The organism is Serratia sp. AS12 (assembly GCF_000214195.1).
GTDB classification, from domain to species: domain Bacteria; phylum Pseudomonadota; class Gammaproteobacteria; order Enterobacterales; family Enterobacteriaceae; genus Serratia; species Serratia plymuthica.
The window spans coordinates 2,870,923-2,894,653 of sequence record NC_015566.1; the positions used below are offsets into that span (position 1 = coordinate 2,870,923).

Genomic DNA, 23,731 nt, shown 5'->3' on the forward strand with positions numbered 1-23,731 from the left:
TGTTTCCTCTCAGTGTTGTTCGATTTTTTTACATCTAAAATTTGAACAAACCCGCTTATTGACTCACACTTGAAGGTGCCCGTTGCAGATTTCTGTATTTTGCGGAAATACTGAGCGTTTTCAGGCAATAACCTGAATGTAGTTTCAACAATAACATTGCATGGAGAGTAATTTATGAAGCTATTTAAAACCCTTTCGGCCTTATGCATGGCAGCCGTTGTGGCATTCGCAGTAAGCGCCTGCGCGCCGACAGCGAAATCCGAGGGGACTGGCGGTTATATTGACGATACGGTAGTCACTACCAAGGTGAAGTCAGCGCTGCTGGCGGATAAAACCATCAAATCCAGAGAAATCAGCGTCGAAACCTTCAAAGGTCGCGTGCAACTGAGCGGTTTTGTCAGCTCAAGCGCCGACGCCAATCGAGCGGTGCAGGTAACGCGCGGCGTGGCGGGTGTGAAATCCGTTGAGAACGTCATGCAGCTCAAATAACGATCGCAGGGAGGCATTGCGCCTCCCTGTCACGGTCATCCTCAGAAGCGATAACCTGCCCCGAACATAAACACCCAAGGATCCAACCGCGTATCAATGCTGTGATGATTGCCATTGGCATCGTCAAAGCGGGTTTTGGTCTCGATATTCATCCACCACACCGACATATTCAACATCCAGTGCTCATCCAGGTTGTAATCCAGCCCCGCCTGCGCAGCGATACCCCAGGAGTCTTTCAGACTCAGATTACTCAACCCCGCCCCTTTGCCATTGTCATTGAACTTTTCATCGAAGAAAGTGGTGTAGTTCACGCCAAGCCCCAGATATGGGCGCAGTTTGTCTTGCTTGCCGCCAAAATAATATTGCGCCATCAGGCTCGGCGGCAGATCGCGCACCGTGGCGATATTGCCGTTCACTGCGGCACCATTCAACGACACCTTATGGCGGAACGGCGTCGCTGCCAGCAGCTCTACGCCAATATTGTCCGTTACCATATAGCCGAAGGTCAGACCGAGCTGGGTATTATTATCGGCATTGAAGGATCCCTGCCCCAGTACGTCGTCCGATCCCGCATTAGGCCGTACCGTCGCCGCACCCGCGCGGAAAAGAAAATCACCCGCCTGATGCGCGTTTGCCAACATAGGGGCCATCATAGCCGCCAATACCACCAGAGTTGTCTTTTTCATTATCCATTCCATTTGTGTGGTTACTATTCGGAAGGGAATATACCTACTTACGGGTATTTATGATCCCATCGGGATCACATCTTATGTGTAAATTTTTTAATTCCTACTAAAAACAAGGTTATCTAAGGGACTAATAAATCGAGAATTGATCTGAATCAAATAATGCATTTTGTTGCAAAACATCTGCATGTTCAAACTTCAGTTGCTAAAAAAACAGCCACTGAGTAATTTCATTATCCGTGTTGGTTTTGGTGGGTGCCGTCAGGAGTCGGCGCGATCAAGATGAGCGAAATTCATAATCCCTGTGTCAGTTGCGGCGCATGCTGCGGCTATTTTCGAGTGTCATTCTATTGGGCCGAAGCGGAAGATGGCGGCGGCGCGGTCCCTTTATCTCTTACCGAACCCTTAACCCCCTTCCTGCGCTGTATGCAGGGGACCAACAGCAAGTCCCCGCGCTGTACCGCCCTCGAGGGTGAAATCGGTAAGGCCGTGTCCTGCTCCATTTACCTCAATCGCCCCAGCCCTTGCCGCGAATTCGATCAGTCTGGAGAAAACGGCCTGCGCAACGAAGCCTGCGATCGCGCCCGTGAGCGTTATGGTCTGCCGCCGCTGCCGGTTCCCTTACGCTTGTCGTTGCCAATAACGATGATTGCCGAAGAAATAAGCGCAGTGCAATTCGCGGGGTGCCACAGCGACGCGGAACAGGGTACAATCGCCCACTGATTTTGCTATATACCCTATGAATTTCAAGTTGCAGCCAACCATGCTGCAGCTTGAAAGGTGATGGATATATCTTTAGTTTCTCGATGCCAAGGAGTCTGCATGCCTATCACGGCCAACACGTTGTACCGTGACAGTTTTAACTTTTTCCGTAATCAACTGACCAGCATCCTGATGCTGGCGTTGTTGACCGCGTTCATTTCTGTGCTGCTCAATCAGGTTTTTAGCCCTGACGTCGAGCAGTTGAAGATCTTGTCCGCAACGGAAGGTGATTTTACGGCATCCGCCGGAATGGGGATCCAGGAAATCATTCAGCAAATGACGCCCGAGCAGCAGATGGTGTTATTGAAGGTATCGGCAGCCGCCACTTTCTCCGCTTTGGTGGGTAACGTGTTGCTGGTTGGCGGGATGCTGACGCTGATTCGCCTGGTTTCCCAAGGGCAACGCATCAGCGCGCTGCGCGCTATCGGCGCTTCTGCACCGGAGTTGCCGCGCCTGCTGCTGCTGCTGTTTATCTGCACCCTGCTGATTCAACTGGGTTTGACGCTGTTCGTCGTGCCGGGCGTGATCATGGCGATCGCTTTCTCGCTGGCGCCGGTGATCACCACCGCCGATAAAAAAGGCGTGTTCGCGTCGATCAAGTTGAGTTGCAAACTGGCCTTCGCCAATGCGCGCGTGATTGTGCCGGCCATGATGCTGTGGCTCGCCGCCAAACTGCTGGTGCTGTTTATGGTAAGTCACCTTTCGGTGTTGACCCCGAATGTCGCCAGCGTGGTGCTTACGGCGCTGAGCAACCTGGTTTCCGCCCTGTTGCTGATTTACCTGTTCCGTCTGTATATGCTGCTGCGCAGTTGATCTGCCCACAGTAACTAAAAGAGCACGCCTCGGCGTGCTCTTTTTGCTTATGGAACCGCTGCCGTCTCAGCCTGTTCCTTGCTCTGAATCAGCTTCAACGCCAGATACAAATCCGGAACCAGAATCAATTCACGATCGCGTCCCAGCCGATTGATGCGGAACCAGCGCGTCAGCTCGGTTCGTCGCCCCGCCAATACCAGTTTTACGTTACGCTGTAACAAATCACGTTTCAGTTCGTCGATGGCCGCCAGCACGCTGATATCCGCGTGGGTAAAGCTGGCTACGGCGTCCACCACCACCCAGCGCGGTTGAAACGGCGTGCTATCCACCAGATTCAGGATCCGGCGCTTGAAGTACGCCACGTTAAAATAGGTTAACGGTGAGTTGAAACGGTACATCATCACGCCGGGTACTGCCTTGACGCCGTTGTTGTTGCCCATCGAGTGGATCATGCCCTCGTCGTTCACACCCAGCAGTTGCTCCGTTGGGCGAAACACCGTGCGCAGAAACTGCATCAGCCCCAGTAAAACAGCCAGACCGATGCCGCTGATCACCCCCACCAGCAGCACGCACAGGAAAGTGAACATGGCCAACCTGAAGGCCTGCGCATTGCGGCGGCGCATAATCCAGATGCCCCGAAAGTCCAGCAGCGACCAGGCGGCGTACATCAGCACTACGCCTAAGCCCGCCACCGGAATAAACTGCAGCGGTGCCATCAGGAACAACAGCACGAAGGCAATCACCACTGCTGCAATGATCGACACCAATTGACTCTTGCCGCCGTTGGCATCGTTAACCGCAGTACGGGAATCCGCCCCGCTGATGGCAAACCCCTGCGAAAGCGCCGAAACGATATTCACCAGCCCAAGCGCGCGGAACTCGGCGTCGGCATTCACCTCATAACCGTTCTTCGCCGCAAAACTGCGCGCAGTCAGCATCATGCTGACAAAACTCACTACCGCCAGGTTGAGCGCCGGAATGACCATGTCTCGCAGCAACCCTGGCTGGAAATCCGGCCACTGGACTATCGGCAGTACGTCGCTAAAACCGCCCACCGTCACCACGCCATGCTGCTGCAACCCGCCTATCCAGGTGACGAAAGCCGCCAATACGATGGCAAACAGCGGTGCCGGCCAATTAGGGCGCCATTTTTTAAACCCCAGCAGCGTTACCAGCGTCAGCAGCGACACCGCCATGGTCAGCCAGTCGCTGTGCATCAGGTTGCCCGGCAGCGCGTAAATACGCTCAATCAACTGCGCAGGATGAACGCCAAAACCCAGGACCTTGCCGATCTGATCGACCATGATAGTGATCGCCACACCGTTCAGCAGCCCGCTGAGTATCGGCCGGGAGAGCAGATCCGCCAGTGCACCCAGTTTGAAACGGCTAGCCAACAGGCACCAGGCGCCCATCATTGCCGTCATCATAATGGTGAGTTGCCAGTGCCGCTCCATATTACCCGCCGCCAGCGGCGTCACTACTGCGGCTATCACTGCGCAGGTGGCTGCGTCCGGCCCGACAATAAGCTGGCGCGACGATCCGAAAAACGCGTAGGCGACCATCGGCAAAATACAGGAGTACAGCCCCACCACCGGGCTGACCCCGGCCAGCTCGGCGTAAGCGATCGCCACCGGCAATGCCACCGCAGCTACGGAGAGCCCGGCGCGTATATCCGGCTTAAGCCAACTGCGTTGATACCCTAATAAATGCGTCAAACCAGGCGTCAGCGCCTGGAGAGATTTCCACTGCATAAACTGTTTTCCGTTATAAATTATCCGACTATTATTACGCGTATCATGAGATGCCAGGGCCGCGCTGGCAATCGGTCCACCACGAAGTCGCGACCTCAATCGTAAGTTTATGCAAATTCCTGCTTTCATGGCAGAAATCCGGCTCTCAAACGCCGATAATCAGCGCTTCCCAGCGGTACACAGAGCCCGCCGAATCCGGTATAGTCGGGCGATGAACAGATGATGGATTGATTTATGAAGCAGTTTCTTGATTTCCTCCCGTTAATTGTCTTTTTTGCTTTTTACAAGCTCTACGATATCTACGTCGCCTCCGGCGCATTGATTGTCGCTACCGCCCTGGCACTGGTGTTCACCTGGATCAAATACCGCAAGGTCGAGAAGATGACACTGATCACCTTCCTGATGGTGCTGGTGTTCGGCACCCTGACGCTGGTATTCCATAACGATTTGTTTATCAAATGGAAAGTGACGGTCATCTATACCCTGTTTGCGTTGGCGTTGCTGATCAGCCAACTGGTGCTCAAGAAGCCGCTGGTCCAGCGCATGCTGGGTAAAGAGCTGACGCTGCCGGACAAGGTGTGGAGCAACCTCAACCTGGCCTGGGCAGTTTTCTTCCTGATCTGTGGCCTGGCAAATATCTACGTCGCCTTCTGGCTGCCGCAAAGCGTTTGGGTTAACTTTAAAGTGTTCGGCCTGACGGCGCTGACGCTGGTGTTTACCTTGCTCAGCGGTATTTATATTTATCGGCATATGCCGGAAGAACAGAAAAAATAGTTACAAAATTGTTAATGCCCGTAGCGCTTGCTGCGGGCAGTATAATGAAAACCTTTCTTTGATAAGCAGACGGCTATGACACAACAACGACCTTTACCCAGTGGCGAAATGGTGCTGCGTACTCTGGCAATGCCGGCAGATACCAATGCCAACGGTGATATTTTTGGCGGCTGGCTGATGTCGCAAATGGACATTGGCGGCGCCATTCAGGCGAAAGAAATTGCCGAAGGACGCGTAGTGACAGTACGTGTCGATGGTATGACCTTCCTGAAACCGGTCGCAGTGGGTGATGTGGTTTGCTGCTATGCGCAGTGTATCCGCACCGGCCGCAGTTCGATCACCATCAATATCGAAGTGTGGGTAAAGAAAGTGTCCTCCGCGCCTATCGGCCAGCGCTACCGTGCAACCGAGGCGGTATTTACTTATGTGGCGGTGGACGATGAGGGCAACTCACGCGCCCTGCCCGATGGCAAAATGAACTTCCGCGTCGGCTTTGAAGAATAGCTGAAATGCAGCAGCAAAAAGGGTCGCGGAAGCGACCCTTTTCTATTGGCGCCAACGTCGATATCAGTCCATCTCCGTAGTGCCGTTTATTTTAAAACGGATATTAACGACGCGATCTTTCGCTTCTTTGGCTTCGTAACGCCACTTGCGCAATGCTTGTTTCACTTCACGCTCGAACATGTTACGTGGCTCCGCACTCAGAATACGCACGTTTGTCACGCGGCCGTCGCTGTCGATATCAAATTGAACCCGCACGCTGCCTTCGATCTGCAATGCCCTTGCGCGCGGTGGGTAGATCGGATCTGCACGGCTGATTGGCTTCGGCCCCACATCACGCGAATTGCCCTGAACCGGCGCTGAAGGTGCTTGCTTCACCGGCGCTTTGTCGACTGGCTTGGCCGGCTCGTTATTTTCAAACGGTGATGGCTCGCGCGGCTCGGTTTTCTGCGGTTCGCGTTTGACCGTTTTTTCGACCTTCGGCTTCGGTTTCGGCTTCGGTTTGGGTTTGACCGGCTCAGGCTTCAATATCGCCTTTGGCGGTGGCTCTGGCAGCGGTTCCGGCTCTGGTTCTGGTTCCACCTGCGGTTCTGGCTCAGCAGGCGCAGGAGGTGGCGGCTCGGCCATTGCGGCGGTATTGACCATCATGACGCTGATCGGCGCATCCTCTGGTTTCGGCAACTCCATGACTTCATTGACGGAAGCATAGAGCAGGCTCGCCACCAGGGCGCTATGTAAGCCAACGGACAGGACAATCGGCACTGATAAACGGCGATTAAGGAACATCTTTTTTAGCGGCATAATGATTCTGTTTCCTCTGGTTCGCCAAGTTTAAATGCAAATAGCAATCATATTCAATAACGAATGGCAAACTATCGCTTTAATCGTCATTATTCATCGCTAAAACCTGTAAACTCATGGGGATATTAACCTTTCATTTGCATTTCCACTGAGGATTTCACACGCTCTATTAACCTGATTTATCGCGACAAAAACAAAAAAACCCGCCGTAGCGGGTCATTCTTCACCAATGCAGCGTTATTCTTCATCACCATAGTACAGCACACCCAATTTGATCAGCGGCCGCCCCTGCGCTTTGCGATGCAGGTTGGTATCACGCAGCGAATAAACGCAGCCACAGTATTCCTGCTGGTAGAAGCGTTCGCGCTTGCTGATTTCTATCATTCGCGATGCGCCGCCTTTTTTGCGCCAGTTGTAATCCCAATACTGCAGGTCAGGATATTTTTCTGCCGCGCGGACGCCGCAATCGGTGATTTGCTGCATATTCTTCCAGCGGGAAATACCCAACGAGCTGGAAATGGTGTCATAGCCGTGTTCATGTGCGTATAACGCGGTGCGCTCGAAACGCATGTCGAAACACATGGTGCAACGGATCCCACGCTCTGGTTCGTTTTCCATGCCTTTGGCGCGGGCAAACCAGTTATCGGTATCGTAATCGGCGTCAATAATGGGTATCCCGTGTTGCTCGGCAAAGCGAATGTTCTCTTCCTTGCGCAGCAGATACTCTTTTTGCGGGTGAATATTCGGGTTATAGAAAAAGATGGCGTATTCGATGCCGGAGGCCTGAATGGCTTCCATCACCTCACCGGAACAAGGCGCACAGCAGGAGTGCAGCAACAGCTTGCTTTTGCCCTCAGGCAAGTCGAGTTTATCCCTAACCAGTTCCGTCATTTCCTCACCTCTCACACAGGGGTTCAATTCATCGCGCGGCCGCACTATACGAATAAAAACTAGCTGCTTCAAGGCATAAGCGCCAGCTGCAGATAAATTCCCCGGTCAGGCATTCCCTTGGCGCACCTTTTGCGCTACCTTGAATCACCCCTTCTATACTAATGATTTTAAAGGTGAAACATGCTTTATCTGATCTACGCGCAGGACGTCCCCAACTCATTGGAAAACCGTCTGTCGGTGCGGCCGGCGCATCTGGCACGCCTGCAGGCGCTGCGGGATGAAGGCCGTCTGGTGGTTGCCGGCCCAAACCCGGCTATCGACAGCAACGATCCGGGCAGTGCGGGCTTCAGCGGCTCTACGGTGATTGCGGAATTCGCCTCGCTGGCAGATGCCCAAGCCTGGGCTGAACAGGATCCCTACGTCGCTGCCGGCGTTTATGGTGACGTGACGGTAAAACCTTTTAAACAAGTATTTTAGATTTAATGTTACATCTTAAAAAACAATAAGATAGCAAATTAAAAGTAGAATTTTTTATGTTTTGGCACGCTTTTATGTACACTTTACTAAAGCGTGCCTATCGTCTACTCCTTATGGGTTGGTGGTGTTTATCTCTGTCGGCCCTGACCACGTCGATGTCGAACTATTATACACTCTGTAGAACATGCGCCGTGTGTTCATACCAACGAATGTCTGGCCGGTGTATCCGCTAACTAAAGTTTCCACCGTACAACGCCCCGCCTTTGCGGAGATAGCAGCGGGAAGCCCTGGGCTGTTCGCATCGGTTAGGTTAGACCCGTAAGCATACGTCCCTGGGGTTAGGAGTGTATTGAAACTTGTTGGGTTGGATAACGTGACGAACTCTCTAATGATTGGCATATACAGTCCTTAATTATACCCGCCGGTGTATTGAGCGTATGCGTTGAAGTTTTCACGCACCACCCCATTAGAAACGGCGTAGTTTGATGCCACGGTAGTTGACGAAAGCCATACATCCCCGAAGGCGAAGTGGAACGTGCCGGTTATAGAGCCTGCAATAAGCCCCTGGAATACGCTGGGAACGGCGGGAAATCCCGCTGTCATATTTGACGCATTAAGAGAGGCTATTTTACTGGACACCAATCTAACCCCTTTCAAAAAGCTAAGTGTAACATTCCCTGCCGAGCAATCAGTCAGTGTTAACGGGTAATCTTCATCGTTGCCACCAGAAAGTTCAATGTCACCAAGAGCACAATTAACTGCCGAAAGCTTGCTGGCGGTATTTCCAGAGGATATGGTTATTTTTGCAATATTTGGGAATCTAAAATTTTCCACTGAAAGCGCAGAAAACCTAAGAATCCTTGCTGTTTCCACATAGTTTGCCTGATACATAGAACCGCCGTACCAATACGCATATGCACCATAGTTTGACGAGCTTTCATTCCAGCCAAGTGATGGGTCCCCCATGAATTGAGTTATCCCGCCACCTAAGCACAGTGCAACTTTGTGCGAACTACCTGGCGCTGCGCCATTCGACTCATGGTGTCCGTTTTGAACCCATAACGGAGATGACTGTCCGCGTGCCATGATGTCAGCTACGCCATAATTTCTTTCAAATTTGCAATCATAAATTCGAATGAAGTTACTATTATCGCTCACTGCAACAGGAACAGTACCGCTCCCGCGCGGTGACATCATTACCTGAACCGGGGAATAAAGCTGACGAGTTACAACATCCGTGGAAACATCTGCATAGTCCATTCTACTCATCATACGACCCGAGCGCAGAATATTGCATCCGACGATTTTGCTATCCCAGCACCAATCGAAAATAATACCGCCGCCCCAGAATCCGCTGAGAACCACGTTCTCAATTAGATTTTCAACGCCATTAAACGATACTATACCGTGACACCATGACGTATCTGAGTCGCCATTCATGTTAAATGGTGCAATATTTATATTTTTAATCACGCAAACGCCAGGCCACCGCTTTTTAACTGCCGCACGCTGGCTAAACTGGTCGGCTTCTGTCGGCCCCGCATGAACAATTCCGAAGTTTTGATATCTGGTATCTGTCGAGCTTGTAAGATCTAAATATATCTGAGTCCCGTTTATGTTACTAATACCCGCCTCTGAGTTTTTTCGATAGGTCCCCTCAATAATAGTTGGCCATGTGGCCTTGTAGCCCCCTGTGCTGACATTGTAGAAGTTAAGGTCAGGTCGCGCTGCGTGGATGGCATCGCCAAGCGCCTGAGCACCTAGAATAGGACGCTTTAGGTGAATTACGCCGCACGGAAAAATTAGCTTTGGCGAGTACCCTTTCAAATAAACGTTAAGCTGAGCAGCAAAAATCGCATCATCCCAGTTGCCGATCTTGTCGTAGTAAAACTGCAGATACTGCTCTGTTTTGAAGATATTGCTGAACGTGTGTCCAATCGTTCCTGCAGGGTAATCGACGTCGATATCAAACCCAATCATCGAAGAGCCGCCAGGACCTGATAGCTGCTCTAAAATCCACTGTTTGAACTGGTCAGGGTCATATTTCAGTACGTTAGGGAAGTAGAACTGCTGCACGTTGTAAGCATCGTAAACAGCCATAGAATGGCCTTCAACGGTTACAAACTTGGCGATCTGACCGCCATACACGGGGTAGCCGCCGGAGTTAATAATGATCGGCTGGGCGATCGGCACGTGCGTGCCGTCCTCGTTCTCGAGGTATACCTGGATCTGGTTCTCTGGGATTGTCGGATCTGTGTCGATTTTACCGATGTAAATCCGGCCGTTCGCCGCCGCCTTGAACGCACGGGCGAGCGTAAACAGTTGTGATGGCATTGAAACAACGACGTTCGGGATAATGGTGTCAACCATTTATTTTCTCCAGGCGTGCGAAATCCCCACAAGGCGCGGCTTGCGGTAGTGTTGAAGTAGGTTTATGTACCAAAATGGTACTATTGTTGATTTATACAGTTCACCATATCATGCCGATCCACCCACCGGTGAGGCACGACTATGGAAGAGTTAGAGACGCAGTTTCATTTACGGCTACCGAAAGAAATACACGGTAAGATTAAGCAGCGCGCCAAAATGAATGGCCGTTCGCTGAATGCCGAGATCACGCTGATAATCGAAGAGGCGCTATCGCAGCCGCCAAAAATAGCCGGCTTTCGTGACGATGCCGAACGCCTAGCGCACGAACACGCCGAGCAGTTCAAAAAGGTTGTGGTCGAAACGCTGAAGGCAATTTATTCAGAAAAATAAAGGGGCTAGGGCCCCTTAACACTATTTCTTGCAGGCGATGAGAAGATTCCGTGAAATGGTGCTTCCCGCCATGGCGAAGTCAGGTTGAGCTGTAGCAATCCAGCCTTTATCTCCCGCAGAAATAAAGGTGTCATAGCCTTTAGCGCCACAGAGATCGCCAGCTTTCTCTAAACACATACCCCACGTTCTGGCCGTACCGGAGCAATCGATTGAATATGCTTCACGCCCATCAGGAGCGAAGGTCTTCGACGAGTTAGCGCATCCAGCAAGCAATCCTATTGCAGCAATAACCAGAGTTAATTTCTTCATTGATATACCCCTTTTGATTTATGGCATAGATGATATATCTGGTTAGCCGTTTCCGCCATCCTTGGCCATTGGTCAATACTCCCTGCCGCCAGCCTCTCCTGAAAGCCAGCCAATAATCCCCACTCGTGCGATCGCCTGTTTTTCGTCACGCGTCAGAGTTCGGTAGAACGATTTCCACGCGGGGGAATTGGCGATCCGCGTTTCCATTTTCCGATTGATTACCTGCTGCCCCTTCTCCGACAACCTGGCGCCTTTTGCCTGCTTCACAACCGACCTGAACTCAGGCGATGCCAACAGCCGATCTGCCGCAACACTGCGCGCCGGACGGGCGGCTTCTTTGGCCGCCATACCAGCCACCGCGCCATAGCTTAGCGTTGGCCCAACAACCGGGATGTGCCCCAGAACCGTCGTTGCCAACGCGCCCTTACCATGGCGATACACTTTGTCTAGCACCCCGCCTTCCGCATCGAACTGCTTGATAAACGCGTTCAACCTACCGGTTTGGATGCTGCTCTCGCGAGCGTGGCGTACTGCCTGCGACACGGTAAACAGATTCCGTAGGTTGTTGGCCGTCCTGTCACCCAGTTCTCGCTCAACCATCGGCAACATGCCGGATGACTTCAGCCCCTGATACCAGTCCACAAACCCCGGCAGGTGGAACTCATTCTCTTTGCGACTGCCCTGACTGAACGCATCGCGCAGCGACGTGGCCACAACTTCGCGCCGGATCCGTGGTGAGGGGATATCTTGCTGCAGCGCACGAAACCCTTTCGCATCACCTTTGGCCAGGTTGCGGATAGCCAGACTGGCTTTTGTGCCGATGTCGCCGCGCAGGTCTTTGCCCAGCAGGCCGGTTAACGCATCCTCCATCGTTGTTCGCACTCCGATCAGCTTCTTGGCAGCCTGCCATTTATCGCCCATACCAGCAGCGACAACCGCCTGCTCCTGGTCAGCTGTCAGATTCGCATAGAGCTGTTTCAGCGCCCCAGTCTCTTCATCGCGGAACGGCCCCGAGTTTTTACCGATAGCCTGCCCGATCTGCTTGCGGATGTTGTCCAGCCGCGCATACGTTGGCGCAGTAGCTTCAGTGCCAACAGGAGCAACAGAGTTATAAACCCGCTTCTCCATCGTTGATAGATGCTCCGCGCCGCCCAGTTCGTCCGCTTTGCCATCCAGATAGCGAATGATACTGTTCGCCTCAACTGTCTGGCCTTTGGGGATGGCTGCGGCGATTTGGCTATAAAGCTGATCCGATTTATTCTGCACAGTGGCAATACCGCGCTGGAACGAAGACAAAAACTTGTCATTCATCGCAGCTTTGTCCGGTAGTGCGCCAGCGGCGTCCGTCAGATCAGTGGCCTGTTTAGCGATCTTGGTTAGCGCCTGATTCTCCTGTGCCGCCAACTGCGACCCCGGGACGGATTTCAACGCTTGTTCAAAATCACGATAGGCCTGATTGCCGGATACGTGCGACAGCAGCAAATCGTCTTCGCTCAGCCCCAATTGTTTGGCAGCATCGATAACATCCTGTCGCGGTGCAACATCACGGGCGGCGTCCGCCATACGCGGTGCAGTTTCTCGGTCAGCAGCAGCGCCAACACGCGCAGCCACGTCCTGCACTCCTTGTTCGGGTGGTACTGCGGCGGCAGCTTGTGCCCCTGGTGCAGTTGGCGATACTGGTGCAACCTGTTCAGCCACTGCTGCGGTTGCCTGCCCTTCACGTTGTGCGGCGCCACGAATAGCGCCAGCAGCGCGCCCACCGGCAGCCAGCAGTCCGCGACCGATCACGCTGCCGGCTAGGCCTGTGGCAAGGTTACCCGATAGGTCATTATTCTGCGTGGACTGCGCAATCGCGCCGGGGAGGTTTTCCGCCAACATGTTGGCGCCCTGCGTTGCGATACGTTCTGCGCGACCAGCGCCAGCCGTAGAGGCCAGGGCTGCCGCCGTACGTTCAGCGCCGAGGCCAGGAATCAGGTAAGGACCGATCTCAGCCCCCAGTTGCGCGTAGGGGTCAGTTGGCCGCATGCTCTCAGGCAAGCGTAATTGCATGACCTGATCTTCTGCTGGCACGCCGGCTGCGCCAAGGGCGGTATTTACCACCTGGCCGGGGATGTTGGCGACGTTAGCCGCGCTTTGCGCCAGACCGCGACCCGCTTGCCCGAGGTTCTCAGCTAAAGTTGGCTCAGGCACGGCCTGCGCCCACGGCTGCGCGGCCTGTTGGGCAAGCTGCGCCAGTTCCCCTTCACCTCCTGGCTGAGCAGCCGGCTGCGTCCACTGCGCGAAATGGGGGTCTGTGACGTAATTGGCGGTTTCTGTCGGGATATTCTTCATTCTCCCGTCTTTGAGCTTTTGAAGATTACCAGGCCCCATGTTATACGCGGCCAATGCATCCGGCACGTTACCGTGCGCATCGAGCATCTGTTTCAAGTAACGAGCACCAGCCTCGACCTGCAGCGCCGGGTTGCGCTTCAACTCTTCCGGGTCGTAGCCCATGCCGCGCGCCGTAGCAGGCATCACCTGCGCCAGGCCGATGGCACCTTTCGGGCTGATAGCACCCGAGTTGCCGCTACTCTCTTTATTGATCAGCGCGCCGAGCAACCCCGCGGGCAGCCCGAAACGTTGCTCGGCGGCAGAAACAATATCGCCACCCTGTTGTGGTGGCGATTGTTCGGCTTGCGGCTGCTGGTATTTGGTCCACGGCCCCTCGGAAGGTGGTGTGTCCGCTGGCGTACTTTGATATTTCTCCCACGGGCCTGCCATTAGTTCTTTCTCCATCTGTTAGGGTTGCTCGGGTCGCCACCAAGGAACGTATAACCGTCCTGATTTTGCCCCGTTCGCGGTGCGGCCATGCCGCCCTGTCCAGCATTAAACGCATTGATCTTCTGCTGATATGTTTCGACAGTCGGCTGCTGTTTTTGCAAATAGTCAGCTTGGCGCTGCAGAACCTTCTGCCAGTTATCCACGGCAGCACGTGCAGCTTTCGGCGACATGTTCTGGTTAATCGCTAAGAATGCACGCGCGGCAGCCTGCCCCTCTGAATCCGATACCGGTCCGGTGCCTTTCATGCCGATAACGCCCATAAGGCGCGCCTGCCCCTGCATCTGATCGATTTTCGCCCACGCATCCGCGGACGGTGAGCCGGGGATTAGTGAATTAGCTTTGCCACCAAAACCAAACACACGATCAAAATCTTCCGGTTTTATGTTTGGGTCGGGCTGCCCTTCCGCGGGGGCGGGGGCGGTACCTTTAACTTGATTCACCGTTTCCAGCATGTTGGACACGTTACTAACGTTACTTTGATGAGCCCCGACGTAGTCCTGCATTTTCTGCACTGCCGCCTGCTGCGTGGCCTGCGACTTAGCGCTGTTCTCGCCCGCTTTCATGCTCAGTTCCAGTTGTTTATTGGCGTTATCTGCCTGATTCTTTTGGGCGGTAAGATTGAGTTGCTGTTGCCCCTGCGCCAACTGGCCCTGCTGATACTGTGCCTGTTGCTGCAAACGCTGTTGCCCAAGGCCGAGATTTGCCTGCGCGATCTGGCCGGTCTGCTGCAGCTTGGCATTGTTCGCCTGAAGGTCGAAATATTTATCCGGGCCGAGCGAAGCGATCCCCAGATGGTCAACGAACTGGCTAAATCCGGCGGGGTTTTGCTGGTACATCTGCGCTACGTCGGAGGGGTTAACACCAACACGTGTCAAGTCACCGGCGTTGGATTGCAGCCACTGTCCCATTGCCTCAGGGCTTTGCGCTGCTAGTCGTGCCGACGCAGCCAGGCTGCCGACTGTATTGCGCTGGTCTTCGTCGATGAAGCCCATGCCGTTGCGTACAGCTTCGAACTGCTCCGGGTATTTTGCTACCAGACCGCGCATCGCACCACGATCCCCCGAATCAAACGCGTTTGCGTATTCCTGCTGGAATGTCTTCTGCCGCTGGACCTGCTCACCTTTTTGCCAACTGTTGGCGATAGACCCTGCAGCGCCTGCCAATTGCATACCGAGGTTGTTCTCGCCCGCGCGCGTACGGTCGTTATTGTCGCGTATGAAGCTCAGCGCAGTGTTTGCATCGCTGGCCTGCGGAGCATTCGCGTTATTGGTGCCGATGCCAGCCAACAGGCTGCCGGCGTTACCTTGCTGCCACGTCGCCATAACGCCCCCTTAAAAGAGTGAACCAAGTGCGCCAACACCGGCACCGATCGCGGTTCCCCATCCCGGCATGATAGCCGTACCCGCCGCCGCACCAGCTGCAGCGCCCTGGAGTGCGCCGCCGAACTTAGAGGGCTGATTAGCATTCGCCGCCGATAATGATGCCTGCTGCTGAAGCAGCTGCCCGGTATTGTTCGCGTAGGATTGGCCTGCGTTTGCCTGCCCCTGTAACGCACCCAGGCCAATATTGGCAAGGTTCTGATAGTTGTTCATCTGCCCCGTGAGCCAGTTCTGCCCCAGCATCGGGGCGATCGTCGCCAGACCGTTACTGGTTGCAGTGGACCCCAGTCCGCCTGTGGCTTCCGCAGATGCCAGTTGCTGATAGCGAGCCTGATTTGATAGGTCTTGATATTGCCCTGAGTTGTAATAATCGTTGAGCGCAGACTGCTGGCCACCGAGCGACGAAAGGTTTTGCAACTGGCCAACATACTGCTGTGCCAGCGGAGTAAACGGCGCGAGATTCTGCATGTTGGTTTGCCACATCTCGCGTTGCAAGTCAGTAGCCTGGCGAGTAGCGTCCGCCTGTGCGCCGGCGCCGTTATCGCCGCCTTTGCAGAGCACTGCGCTATTGCGCACTTTGTTCATGAGCTGGAAAATTAGCATTTTTGCATGTCCTCATACTGCGAGCGTTTTAGCTGATACAGCGTTACGCCAATTGGCTGGCCGTTACTGATATAGGCGTCATCAAGATGGCCGACTCTGGTCGCGCCCAGCAGCCGAATGATTACTCGTCCGTATTTCGTGGTGTCGGGCACCATCGTGATGCTGTTGGTGAATGGAGAGTTAGCCAGCAACCAGCGACAGAAAAGCCGGTGGCCCTCTAGCGCATACTGACCGCGAAAACCCGGGTCGTAGATAGCGTGACATTCAACGACGCTATGCCAGAAATTGCGCACCTCGTGGACTCCGGCGAGTAACACTCCTTCATAAATCCCGAGATAAACGGCGTCCGGCTTGATGAAGTAGTGATCGCCCGTATCAACGATTTTACCGGTGGTCGCTCGGTCATCGAGAAAAGCCTGTAACCGCACCGGGTTGTCGATTAATTTAATTTCCATCAGTCAATCATCCCGTGCGTGCGCCCCATGTCTTCCAGCGCTTTGATACGCTGCCGCGCCGCTATCAGTGCCGTGGCTAAAGCCTGGATTTCAGCTTGTGAATAAGTGACGCCGACTGTGAACGCCAGATCAGCGTTGAATGCCGATTTGTTCGCGGTACCTGCCGCCGCCGTCCAGCCAGTCTGGCGAGCACCGATCACCTGCAGCCCTGCAACTTTGTACGAAACGCTGACGTTAACGTTGCCGCCGACCTGCAGCTTGTCAGCTGTAGGCACCGGAACATTGCCGACGAGGAAAGATCCACCGGTAGACTGAACGGATTGGCTGGTAGAAACGGCTTTCGATATCGAGTTGACTTGCAGGGTGTCGATGTCGACTTCTGCGGTATCCAGCCTGCCATCTAACGCAGCAATATCCGTGGTGTTTTGCGTGATGCGGGTTTCATGATTGGCAAGCTCCGTTTCGTTGGCTGTTATGCGCAGTTCGTGGTTAACGAGCTCGGCCTCTGCTACGGCGATCCGCGTTTCATGGTTAATCAACGTCGCTTCAGCCGCAGTAATTCGCTGCTCGTGGTTAACGAGCGTTGCTTCTGCTGCGGTGATCCGCGTTTCGTGATTAGCCAGGACCAAATCCTGCTCGTCATTTTTTACCTGAGCATCCCAGGCCCCTTGCCCCGCCTCGTTTGCCTTGCCGGCTACGTTGCCTAAATCGGTGCCTTGCTGGACGACGTAGAGAAAGTAAGGCTGCGAGAAGATTTTAGGTAGGAGCGTTGCATCAATGCGCGTGGCCTGCACGACGACAGGCACATTTAAGTTGTCATCAGCCATCATTCAATCCTCACCGAGCAATCGCTCAGCGTAACCGGCGAGCGGGTGATCACCCGCACCTTAAAGCCGATGTTTTTGCGCACCCGGCCGAGACGGCGCCACAGCACACGCTTGTCGTACGCAAATGGCGCATTGGCGTCAATCATCTGTTCGTGGCCATAATTTGAGCCGTCCGCTGTCGCAGAGATAAATAAGCGTTCCGCATACTGCGAGACGCCTGTTGCCGCCTCCAGTTCGAAATCGAACACGCGCGCGTTGTTGGCTTTGAACATAGGGGTAAACAGCAGGTGCTCGGTTTGCTTGTCGTACTGCGCCGAGGAATCGAACTGCAGAGCACCAACAACGGGTTCCACTTTGTCGCCGGCGGTGATCTGGTTACCTTCGAACATGTAATCAATCGCCCGGTGCACATCGTCAAACAGCCCTGTTTTGAGGATGCACCACTGTGGCCCGTTCTGGCCGGCTGCCGCGTCGTAACACAGCACGTGCCTCGGTAGATGGACGAGGAGCAACTCGTGGCCGTCGAACCTCACGGTTTCCAACACACCAGTAGCCAACTCATCCGCGGTATATCCGCGCAGCACCTTCTCCACCGTTGACGTGGCGATCGTCGTGGCCTGCCCGCTGTTAATGAGATAAATAGACGGCGCGCCAGTAGCTTGATGGCTAATGAACGCGAAGGCATCCGCAAATTCGGTTTTACAGTAGGTGCCAGCAATCCCCTTCTGCACCATTAGCGACGGCTGAGAGACGTAAATCGCGGAGGCGCTATCCGTCGCACCAGTGAGGGAGAAATACTCTATAGTGCTGCTGCCGAACATCACCACGAAATCGCGCCAGATACCGCAGCCGAGAATGCCGTCGGGCTGGCTCTCCGCGCTATAGAAAGGACGGAACCGGTCGGGATGCGATTCATCTTCGAGATCGGTAACCCCGAATGTTTGAGTACCATCTTTCACCCATACATAGCGCCCTCTCGCCCGGCAGGCGTCGCGAACATTGCCAATGTCGTATTGAGCATATGTAACGTCTCCGACCGTTTCAGGCCAGTTCTGCAGCGTTTTAACGGTGCCGTCGTAGCGGTACATCGTCAGCACGCCATTGGCAGCAACTGCCTGGCTGGTAGCACTATGGGCCATGCTGACCCGCAATAAACCAGAGACGTCTCCCCGCTCTTCAACCCCCTTGTACAACTTACCGCCAGCAACGCGGTAAACCAGGTTCTGCACGGTGTTGAACTCGGCTCCGCGAGATGTTCCGGCTACATCTGCCTTTTTGGCCAGCCCAGGAAAAGAACGCAGATAGCCGGCGGCGTTAAGCACTTCTTTCGGCGTGGCCAGCATATTAACAGGCAGGAGGTCGACATAATCCGCATTGCGGTAGTCTTTACCGAGGCCTTTAGCCAGTGGAAGAGTCGGCATCGTCATCACCCTTACGATGGAAATAGTGGTGGCCGTTGTAGGTCGGAATTCGGTTACCAGACCCGATTGGCATCCGGTTCGGGTAGCCCGCATCGCGATATACTTTTTTCGCCCGCTTCAGTGCTGAGGCCTTGACCAGCAGTTCCTTGCCGTAGCGCGCGGTGGTCACCACCTTCTGCAATGGCTCAATCTGGTAATCTGGCGCAATACGCAGCGCCAGATTGTGGTACACCGCGCTGAGATGTGCCGTTTTCAACCCGTGGTCGTCGCCCTCCATCGCCGGTTCGCCTTCAGCGGCAAACTGATACCCAATGTCGATGCCGACCACCGGGTCCTCTCGCCATTCCGCCATCATCATTTCGAGGTCGTTCACACCGTCCTCTACAGATTGCGGTTCGACATCGGTCAGAGTGGCGTTGGAGGCGATGCCAATTTTGCGCAGCGCGGCGAGCACCAGATCGCCTTTGGTCGTGAGATTCATGGTCACCGCCTACCCGTGGTTAAACGAACTCTTCGGCGCTATCTGAAGCCGAGGATTTGCCTTTGCGTTGCTTCTTCGCCGGCTCAGGCTCAGGCTCAGGCTCAGGCTCAGGCTCAGGCTCAGGCTCAGGCTCAGGCTCAGGCTCAGCAGCATCAAAAAGCTGTGATGGGTGGTCAAGCCAGCCATCGGCGAGGTGCACTTCCAACTCCTCGGCTTCGACCACTTTCACGTGGGCTTTAAGCCCCCACACCAGCGTGTCGCCACCGTGTTTGTAAATCATCTGGGACATGGTTAATCCTCAACAATGAAAAAGGGGCCGAAGCCCCTTTTCAGTTGGTTAAGTGGTCTGGTTAGCCAGGCCGACGCCGATCGCTTCCGGACGTACTGCGCACGCGGCATACCACAGCGCAATACGGCATTTACCAGTCAGGGTAGAGATATCGCCCTGCGTCGCGAAGATACCGTTCAGGCCGACGCCAGGAATGGCGAACGACTGGGTTTTCATACCCGCGAACAGTTCGTGGTTAGCCGGGATCGGCTGCGATACCAAACGGATGGAGTCATCAGCCCAGAACACGTTCGTTTCTGCGGTTTTCACGTTCAGGATGTTCACCGCCATGGTGTTAGCCAAGGAGGTGTTGACGTTCGCATACGCACGCTCTTCAGCGGTCAGAGCGGTGTCATCCAGCGCAACCGGCTTAGGTGCGATCGTCACATTGGCACCGTTCACCGCAACAACGGTGAACGTGGCGTCGTGAGTCAGCACGTTTTTAGCCATCTGCGACAGATACTTCACGCCAGCGAAGCTGATCTTATCGCCACGCTTCAAGCCTGTGCCCGCACTCAAAGTGACGGTAGCCACGCGGTTATCGACGTTTTCCTTGTTGCCGTCGGCATCAAGGCGCCACGCTTCTGGCTTGAACTTCTGCGCACCGGCTACGGTCAGCCCGGTGGCAGTAGATGCCGCCAGAGTTGGCAGTTTAGGAGAACGCAGTACGTCATCAAAACCGGCCACCTGCCGCTGAATGCTGCCGTTTTTATAGGCCTCTTCAGGGATGCGGCCGAAGATGTCGCGATTGATCAAGTCGTGGCCTGCGCGCTTGTAATCGCCTGGGTTGAAGAAGTAGGACAAACCTGCGTCACGGTTCAGCTCGCGGGCAAACATGATCTCTTCTGCATCTGCGACGAAGTCCCAGCCACTGCCAGTTGCGGTGCCAATTGGCTGCGGGTTTGTGACAACCAGCGAACCCATATCAACCGCCTGCTGCGCAATCGCCTTTTCGACGTTGTTCGCCAGTTTTTTAGCGGACGCCTGGATGCGGCGGCGATAAGAGCGCTCATCGCGCAGATCGTCAGCACGCAGCTGGAAGAAGTCGTTGTCCGGGTCGCCCATGTTGCACTTCACGGACAATTCCAACACGCCAGTAGCTTTGTCGGTCAGATCCCAGCCGCTTTGGGTCGGTGCTTCCTGCTCAACCGGCAGCCAGAAGGTATTGCCAGAACGCTGCATCGATGGTGCCGCAGGGGAATATTTGTTAGTTTTCTGAGCCATTGGCGTCAGGTTTTCCACGGTTTCGACAATTTCGTCCACCGCGTAGGTGATCATTTGACCTTCGTTAAGAGCCATTATTTGAGTTCCTTAAGCTTTTGTTTGAGCATGCGGTAAGTCGCGGTGTCGCCTTTGTTGGCGGCAGCTTCCATCTGTTTCTGGAGCGAGTCACGGTTAGCTGCAGCAGCCTGGCCTTGCACAGGCTCATCCACCGCCGGCGCGCCGGAGATTTGCTTACCGCGTGGTTTGAGAGTTAAACGGTCTGACAGTCGAGTCAGCTCGATGATGGCCTGCGTTTGCGGCAGGCTCAGGATGTTGCGCGCCTTCTCTGGGTTTGCGCCCAGGTGGTAGAAAATCGCTGCGGATTTCTCGGGGAACAGCGCCATGATCTCCGTATCGATGCCTGGGGCGAGCATCGCGCGGAAGGCGTCTTCTTTCGCCTGATAGTCCGACAGGTTGAGTTTTTCGGCGGCATCGTAGTGTTTACGTGCAGCATCCACATAAACGGCTGACTGCTGAGTGAACTCCTGGGTTTTCTTGCCCTGGGCGGCCACGGCGTTGCTGCGGGCATCCTGCGCTTTCATCAGCCACTCGGTATTAGCGGCGTTGAAAGCGGCGAGCGCGCGGGTTTGGTCGTAGTCGTACTTGGCAAGGCCATCATCAGACAGATATGCGTTGATATCCGGCTGTGCTGGCAGCTCAGGAGCCACTCGCAGGGTGTCCGGCAGTTCGCCACGCTGGACCGCTTCGGCTTGCTGTTCAAGCTCCCGCTGGCGTTTGCGCTCGAGGCGTTTAGCCGCAAATTTGGCGTTGGTAGCCGGGTCCTGCTTTGGTTTTTCCTCATCGTCGTTCAGGACAATATCGAAGCCGTTGTCCTGGCCTTCGCTGGCGTTGGCATTATCGACCAGCTGATCACTCGCAGGTGCCGCCTGCTGGGTGACGGACAGGGTTTGTTCTTCAGTTGCCTGAATTTCGGTGGTGTCGGTCATGATTTAATCTCTCGCTATTGAGGAATCTCGGCTGCTCCGCCGGAGGGTTGATTTGCTTGCTGCATGAGACTGGTTAAATCCATGCGGCGGGAATGGGTCTGGCCTTGCCCTTTGAGGACAAGCTCAGCGTCAGCTCGGGCGCTATCGCCCTGCTTATTCTGGAAATCGCCGAGCAATTTAAGCGCAGCGAGAACATCTTGTTTCTTGGTGCTATCCGCCGAAGCGAGAAGCTGCACAACTTTTGCAGCGGCCACCTGGTAGTCCGTTTGGGCTTTGAACGCCTCAACCTGAATCTTGGCCTGGTCATTCTGCGCCTTCATCAGATCAGCCTGCCCAGTCAGCAATGCCCCCTGCGCCAGTTTATCCTCTGCGCTTGGCTGCCCTTGCTGCTGTTGCGCCTGCATCAACGCCTGTTGCTCTTCTTCGGATTCAGGCTGCTTAAGGCCCATCAGAACCAGCTGCTTGTTGGCATACTCGCGCATGATTTCCACACCCTTGCCATCCAGCAGGGTGAAATACTGCAGGAGCAGCATCTGGAATTCCGGGGTGCCCTGCGGCACTTTGCCGAGCAACTCCTGGATCTCCGCACGGTTCTGGTTTTTCATGCTCTGGAAAGATGGCCCTACGTCGGTATAGGTTTCATATCGGCCGCGGATATCGTTCAGCGTGACCACCTCCCCGGTCTGGTAATCGACAACCTGCGTCATCAGCTGCACATCCTTATCGCTACCATCCGGTAGCGTCACAAGGACGCTTCGAGGCACGTCGTAAATGTCGTTTACCATAGAGGCGTAAACCTCACCGTCGCGGCGCATGGCAGTGGCCAGGTTGTCCTGAAACACATAGGTTTCCAGATCGGCGCGCATGTTCAACTGGTTGACGGTGTCGAATGCCACATTGCTGCCGGCGGCCTCGCTGTCCACACCGAGAGTGGCGACCTCTTTCACTGCATTGGTCGCAGCCTCGAGCATGTAGGCGTTGGCCTGCGGCACCTCTGGGTTGTCCATGTACCCCAGCGGTTGAGGGGGGATGTCGTTGCCGTTCTCGTCCGTGCGGTTCAGCAGGTAATACGGAAAGTCGTCCTGCCCGCTGTACATGTATTCGTAACCTGAAATCTGCTCAGGCCAGAAGAAAGGCTTTTTCTTTGGCGTCCGGGCGACGATATCGGCATTGAACGACATGATCATGTTCCGCAGGCGCTGACCGTCTTTGGTCAGACGGACTACGCCCTCGTAGACCTCTTTGTCGCCAGCGAAACCCCACTCCCCGTAAACCGGGATGATTGGCAGGTGCTCACCGGCGATCAGTTCACGATTTTTCAGAATGCACGACGAGGTGATGATCGACTTATAGACACGGCGACGCTTAACCTTACGCTCTGCAATTTTCTGCATGCCGCGCTCCGCTAACTCGTCGATCACGTCGGCGATATCACGTTTGAAGTAGCTCACCGGTTCGCCAGTCAGGGGGTCCTGATAGATGAATACAGTCTCTTTCTTCTCTTCAACTTCGTAATACTCACCGACGTAGACGACATCCTTCGTCAGCCAGGGGAATAGCCAGGTCATGTCTGGATTCTGAAAGTCGGGAATATCGTCAGGGTCGAAACCTTGCTCCTCGGCGTATGCCTCCCAGCCGCCCAAGCTCATGGCATTGATTACAGTCACGTGCTTGGCGTCTGATTTATCCATCTGTTTGGCGTTGCTGTCCCAGACAACATGCGATGATGCCTCATGGATCGGCAGCCGGCGGATAATCTGGTTGTTGCTGGTTGGGTCCTGGTCTTCATAATCGGTGACCAGACGCCAGGCACCGACGCCCGCCTCGATCTGCTCGCGCACTGCCACGTTGACGGCGATTTTTGCCGTGTTGTGGCGCATGTCAGTGCGATACATGCCCATCAGCGTATCGGCCGCGTCAGGGTCGGCATTGTCTTTCGGGCGGTACAGCACATCGATCGGGTTCTGGCGCATTTCTGCGACCAGCTTGCGCACCACCGGGCGAACAACATCGAACTGCCCCCGGTACTGCAGCGTTGTGTATTGGTTGAGCCAGTCATCCCACTGCGACACCCGAGAAAAATATAGGTCGTTAGTCGCTTCGGTTCTGGCTTCGTCGCTAGACATCCAATCCCGATCAAAGATCGTCAGGATGGTCTGCAGCCTGTCCTGCTGCTTGTCGTTGTCAGCCATC

At 54.6% G+C, this 23,731-nt stretch carries 24 protein-coding genes; 7 read left to right on the forward strand and 17 right to left on the reverse strand.

Annotation, left to right across the window (positions count from 1 at the left end):
• The first annotated feature begins 174 nt into the window (after positions 1-174).
• Positions 175-489 carry a BON domain-containing protein gene (locus SERAS12_RS13340; RefSeq protein ID WP_013813148.1) on the forward strand — a complete coding sequence of 105 codons (315 nt, stop codon included), beginning with the start codon at positions 175-177 and terminating at the stop codon, positions 487-489.
• 41 nt (positions 490-530) lie between these two features.
• Here SERAS12_RS13340 and ompW read toward each other — a convergent pair whose 3' ends face one another.
• Positions 531-1,175: an outer membrane protein OmpW gene (gene ompW, locus SERAS12_RS13345; RefSeq protein ID WP_013813149.1), complete on the reverse strand. Its 645-nt coding sequence runs from the start codon at positions 1,173-1,175 to the stop codon at positions 531-533.
• Positions 1,176-1,457: 282 nt separating this feature from the next.
• On the opposite strand from ompW, the gene SERAS12_RS13350 reads away from it, so the two are divergent.
• Together SERAS12_RS13350 and SERAS12_RS13355 are read left to right on the forward strand one after the other, a co-directional pair.
• Positions 1,458-1,898 carry a YkgJ family cysteine cluster protein gene (locus SERAS12_RS13350; protein WP_013813150.1) on the forward strand — a complete coding sequence of 147 codons (441 nt, stop codon included), beginning with the start codon at positions 1,458-1,460 and terminating at the stop codon, positions 1,896-1,898.
• A gap of 99 nt (positions 1,899-1,997) precedes the next feature.
• On the forward strand, positions 1,998-2,750 hold the full coding sequence (locus SERAS12_RS13355) for a YciC family protein (RefSeq protein WP_006321166.1): 753 nt from the start codon (positions 1,998-2,000) through the stop codon (positions 2,748-2,750).
• Positions 2,751-2,797: 47 nt separating this feature from the next.
• Here the strand turns inward: SERAS12_RS13355 and SERAS12_RS13360 are convergent, their stop codons facing one another.
• Complete coding sequence (locus tag SERAS12_RS13360) at positions 2,798-4,501, reverse strand: SulP family inorganic anion transporter (protein WP_013813151.1); 1,704 nt, start codon at positions 4,499-4,501, stop codon at positions 2,798-2,800.
• 234 nt (positions 4,502-4,735) lie between these two features.
• Here SERAS12_RS13360 and SERAS12_RS13365 point away from each other — a divergent pair, with 234 nt between their 5' ends.
• Together SERAS12_RS13365 and yciA are read left to right on the forward strand one after the other, a co-directional pair.
• Complete coding sequence (locus tag SERAS12_RS13365; protein ID WP_013813152.1) at positions 4,736-5,275, forward strand: septation protein A; 540 nt, start codon at positions 4,736-4,738, stop codon at positions 5,273-5,275.
• A 75-nt stretch (positions 5,276-5,350) separates the two neighbouring features.
• Positions 5,351-5,779: an acyl-CoA thioester hydrolase YciA gene (gene yciA, locus SERAS12_RS13370; RefSeq protein ID WP_004945276.1), complete on the forward strand. Its 429-nt coding sequence runs from the start codon at positions 5,351-5,353 to the stop codon at positions 5,777-5,779.
• A gap of 63 nt (positions 5,780-5,842) precedes the next feature.
• Here yciA and tonB read toward each other — a convergent pair whose 3' ends face one another.
• Both tonB and SERAS12_RS13380 read right to left on the reverse strand, forming a co-directional pair.
• Complete coding sequence (gene tonB / locus SERAS12_RS13375; protein WP_013813153.1) at positions 5,843-6,577, reverse strand: TonB system transport protein TonB; 735 nt, start codon at positions 6,575-6,577, stop codon at positions 5,843-5,845.
• 237 nt (positions 6,578-6,814) lie between these two features.
• A complete protein-coding gene (locus tag SERAS12_RS13380; protein ID WP_013813154.1) occupies positions 6,815-7,468 on the reverse strand; it encodes an epoxyqueuosine reductase QueH in 654 nt (217 codons plus the stop codon).
• Between the two features lie 180 nt (positions 7,469-7,648).
• Between SERAS12_RS13380 and SERAS12_RS13385 the strand changes: the two genes are divergently transcribed.
• Complete coding sequence (locus SERAS12_RS13385) at positions 7,649-7,945, forward strand: YciI family protein (protein ID WP_004945285.1); 297 nt, start codon at positions 7,649-7,651, stop codon at positions 7,943-7,945.
• 408 nt (positions 7,946-8,353) lie between these two features.
• Here SERAS12_RS13385 and SERAS12_RS13390 read toward each other — a convergent pair whose 3' ends face one another.
• Positions 8,354-10,315 (reverse strand): phage head-binding domain-containing protein, encoded by a 1,962-nt coding sequence (locus SERAS12_RS13390; protein ID WP_013813155.1) that lies wholly within the window; start codon positions 10,313-10,315, stop codon positions 8,354-8,356.
• A 141-nt stretch (positions 10,316-10,456) separates the two neighbouring features.
• Between SERAS12_RS13390 and SERAS12_RS13395 the strand changes: the two genes are divergently transcribed.
• On the forward strand, positions 10,457-10,705 hold the full coding sequence (locus tag SERAS12_RS13395) for an Arc family DNA-binding protein (RefSeq protein ID WP_013813156.1): 249 nt from the start codon (positions 10,457-10,459) through the stop codon (positions 10,703-10,705).
• A gap of 21 nt (positions 10,706-10,726) precedes the next feature.
• Here SERAS12_RS13395 and SERAS12_RS13400 read toward each other — a convergent pair whose 3' ends face one another.
• From SERAS12_RS13400 to SERAS12_RS13455, 12 genes are all read right to left on the reverse strand, one after another.
• Positions 10,727-11,014 (reverse strand): hypothetical protein, encoded by a 288-nt coding sequence (locus SERAS12_RS13400; RefSeq protein ID WP_013813157.1) that lies wholly within the window; start codon positions 11,012-11,014, stop codon positions 10,727-10,729.
• A 72-nt stretch (positions 11,015-11,086) separates the two neighbouring features.
• On the reverse strand, positions 11,087-13,789 hold the full coding sequence (locus SERAS12_RS13405) for a lytic transglycosylase domain-containing protein (protein WP_239440928.1): 2,703 nt from the start codon (positions 13,787-13,789) through the stop codon (positions 11,087-11,089).
• The gene (locus SERAS12_RS13410) at positions 13,774-15,156 is read right to left on the reverse strand and encodes a phage DNA ejection protein (RefSeq protein ID WP_013813159.1); all 1,383 of its coding nucleotides are present in this window, start codon (positions 15,154-15,156) and stop codon (positions 13,774-13,776) included. Before SERAS12_RS13410 ends, SERAS12_RS13405 begins: the two co-directional genes overlap by 16 nt.
• A gap of 9 nt (positions 15,157-15,165) precedes the next feature.
• Positions 15,166-15,816: a hypothetical protein gene (locus SERAS12_RS13415; protein ID WP_013813160.1), complete on the reverse strand. Its 651-nt coding sequence runs from the start codon at positions 15,814-15,816 to the stop codon at positions 15,166-15,168.
• Positions 15,810-16,271 carry a DUF2824 family protein gene (locus SERAS12_RS13420; protein WP_013813161.1) on the reverse strand — a complete coding sequence of 154 codons (462 nt, stop codon included), beginning with the start codon at positions 16,269-16,271 and terminating at the stop codon, positions 15,810-15,812. Before SERAS12_RS13420 ends, SERAS12_RS13415 begins: the two co-directional genes overlap by 7 nt.
• Entirely contained in the window at positions 16,271-17,098 is an 828-nt protein-coding gene (locus SERAS12_RS13425; protein WP_041416145.1) for a hypothetical protein, read from the reverse strand. The genes SERAS12_RS13420 and SERAS12_RS13425 overlap by 1 nt, the downstream gene beginning before the upstream one ends.
• Entirely contained in the window at positions 17,098-18,525 is a 1,428-nt protein-coding gene (locus SERAS12_RS13430) for a packaged DNA stabilization protein (RefSeq protein WP_041416147.1), read from the reverse strand. The genes SERAS12_RS13425 and SERAS12_RS13430 overlap by 1 nt, the downstream gene beginning before the upstream one ends.
• On the reverse strand, positions 18,497-19,000 hold the full coding sequence (locus SERAS12_RS13435; RefSeq protein ID WP_013813164.1) for a packaged DNA stabilization gp4 family protein: 504 nt from the start codon (positions 18,998-19,000) through the stop codon (positions 18,497-18,499). The genes SERAS12_RS13430 and SERAS12_RS13435 overlap by 29 nt, the downstream gene beginning before the upstream one ends.
• Positions 19,001-19,019: 19 nt before the next feature.
• Positions 19,020-19,289, reverse strand: coding sequence for a hypothetical protein (locus SERAS12_RS26510; protein WP_013813165.1), 270 nt, complete (start codon positions 19,287-19,289; stop codon positions 19,020-19,022).
• A gap of 48 nt (positions 19,290-19,337) precedes the next feature.
• Positions 19,338-20,627 carry a P22 phage major capsid protein family protein gene (locus SERAS12_RS13445; protein WP_013813166.1) on the reverse strand — a complete coding sequence of 430 codons (1,290 nt, stop codon included), beginning with the start codon at positions 20,625-20,627 and terminating at the stop codon, positions 19,338-19,340.
• A complete protein-coding gene (locus SERAS12_RS13450) occupies positions 20,627-21,538 on the reverse strand; it encodes a scaffold protein (protein ID WP_013813167.1) in 912 nt (303 codons plus the stop codon). Before SERAS12_RS13450 ends, SERAS12_RS13445 begins: the two co-directional genes overlap by 1 nt.
• A gap of 14 nt (positions 21,539-21,552) precedes the next feature.
• Positions 21,553-23,730, reverse strand: a complete 2,178-nt coding sequence (locus SERAS12_RS13455; protein WP_013813168.1) for a portal protein — start codon at positions 23,728-23,730, stop codon at positions 21,553-21,555.
• Between the last annotated feature and the right edge of the window lies 1 nt (position 23,731).

Excerpts from the sequence above, each read along its gene's own strand:
- SERAS12_RS13405 (WP_239440928.1), bottom strand. The coding sequence starts at position 13,789 with ATGGAGAAAGAACTAATGGCAGGCCCGTGGGAGAAATATCAAAGTACG.
- SERAS12_RS13355 (WP_006321166.1), top strand. The coding sequence starts at position 1,998 with ATGCCTATCACGGCCAACACGTTGTACCGTGACAGTTTTAACTTTTTC.
- SERAS12_RS13400 (WP_013813157.1), bottom strand. The coding sequence starts at position 11,014 with ATGAAGAAATTAACTCTGGTTATTGCTGCAATAGGATTGCTTGCTGGA.
- SERAS12_RS13435 (WP_013813164.1), bottom strand. The coding sequence starts at position 19,000 with ATGAATCTCACGACCAAAGGCGATCTGGTGCTCGCCGCGCTGCGCAAA.
- SERAS12_RS13415 (WP_013813160.1), bottom strand. The coding sequence starts at position 15,816 with ATGCTAATTTTCCAGCTCATGAACAAAGTGCGCAATAGCGCAGTGCTC.
- tonB (WP_013813153.1), bottom strand. The coding sequence starts at position 6,577 with ATGCCGCTAAAAAAGATGTTCCTTAATCGCCGTTTATCAGTGCCGATT.
- SERAS12_RS26510 (WP_013813165.1), bottom strand. The coding sequence starts at position 19,289 with ATGTCCCAGATGATTTACAAACACGGTGGCGACACGCTGGTGTGGGGG.
- SERAS12_RS13425 (WP_041416145.1), bottom strand. The coding sequence starts at position 17,098 with ATGGCTGATGACAACTTAAATGTGCCTGTCGTCGTGCAGGCCACGCGC.
- yciA (WP_004945276.1), top strand. The coding sequence starts at position 5,351 with ATGACACAACAACGACCTTTACCCAGTGGCGAAATGGTGCTGCGTACT.
- SERAS12_RS13360 (WP_013813151.1), bottom strand. The coding sequence starts at position 4,501 with ATGCAGTGGAAATCTCTCCAGGCGCTGACGCCTGGTTTGACGCATTTA.
- SERAS12_RS13430 (WP_041416147.1), bottom strand. The coding sequence starts at position 18,525 with ATGACGATGCCGACTCTTCCACTGGCTAAAGGCCTCGGTAAAGACTAC.
- SERAS12_RS13365 (WP_013813152.1), top strand. The coding sequence starts at position 4,736 with ATGAAGCAGTTTCTTGATTTCCTCCCGTTAATTGTCTTTTTTGCTTTT.
- SERAS12_RS13410 (WP_013813159.1), bottom strand. The coding sequence starts at position 15,156 with ATGGCGACGTGGCAGCAAGGTAACGCCGGCAGCCTGTTGGCTGGCATC.
- SERAS12_RS13450 (WP_013813167.1), bottom strand. The coding sequence starts at position 21,538 with ATGACCGACACCACCGAAATTCAGGCAACTGAAGAACAAACCCTGTCC.
- SERAS12_RS13390 (WP_013813155.1), bottom strand. The coding sequence starts at position 10,315 with ATGGTTGACACCATTATCCCGAACGTCGTTGTTTCAATGCCATCACAA.
- SERAS12_RS13340 (WP_013813148.1), top strand. The coding sequence starts at position 175 with ATGAAGCTATTTAAAACCCTTTCGGCCTTATGCATGGCAGCCGTTGTG.
- SERAS12_RS13380 (WP_013813154.1), bottom strand. The coding sequence starts at position 7,468 with ATGACGGAACTGGTTAGGGATAAACTCGACTTGCCTGAGGGCAAAAGC.
- SERAS12_RS13350 (WP_013813150.1), top strand. The coding sequence starts at position 1,458 with ATGAGCGAAATTCATAATCCCTGTGTCAGTTGCGGCGCATGCTGCGGC.
- SERAS12_RS13395 (WP_013813156.1), top strand. The coding sequence starts at position 10,457 with ATGGAAGAGTTAGAGACGCAGTTTCATTTACGGCTACCGAAAGAAATA.
- SERAS12_RS13455 (WP_013813168.1), bottom strand. The coding sequence starts at position 23,730 with ATGGCTGACAACGACAAGCAGCAGGACAGGCTGCAGACCATCCTGACG.
- SERAS12_RS13420 (WP_013813161.1), bottom strand. The coding sequence starts at position 16,271 with ATGGAAATTAAATTAATCGACAACCCGGTGCGGTTACAGGCTTTTCTC.
- SERAS12_RS13445 (WP_013813166.1), bottom strand. The coding sequence starts at position 20,627 with ATGGCTCTTAACGAAGGTCAAATGATCACCTACGCGGTGGACGAAATT.
- ompW (WP_013813149.1), bottom strand. The coding sequence starts at position 1,175 with ATGAAAAAGACAACTCTGGTGGTATTGGCGGCTATGATGGCCCCTATG.
- SERAS12_RS13385 (WP_004945285.1), top strand. The coding sequence starts at position 7,649 with ATGCTTTATCTGATCTACGCGCAGGACGTCCCCAACTCATTGGAAAAC.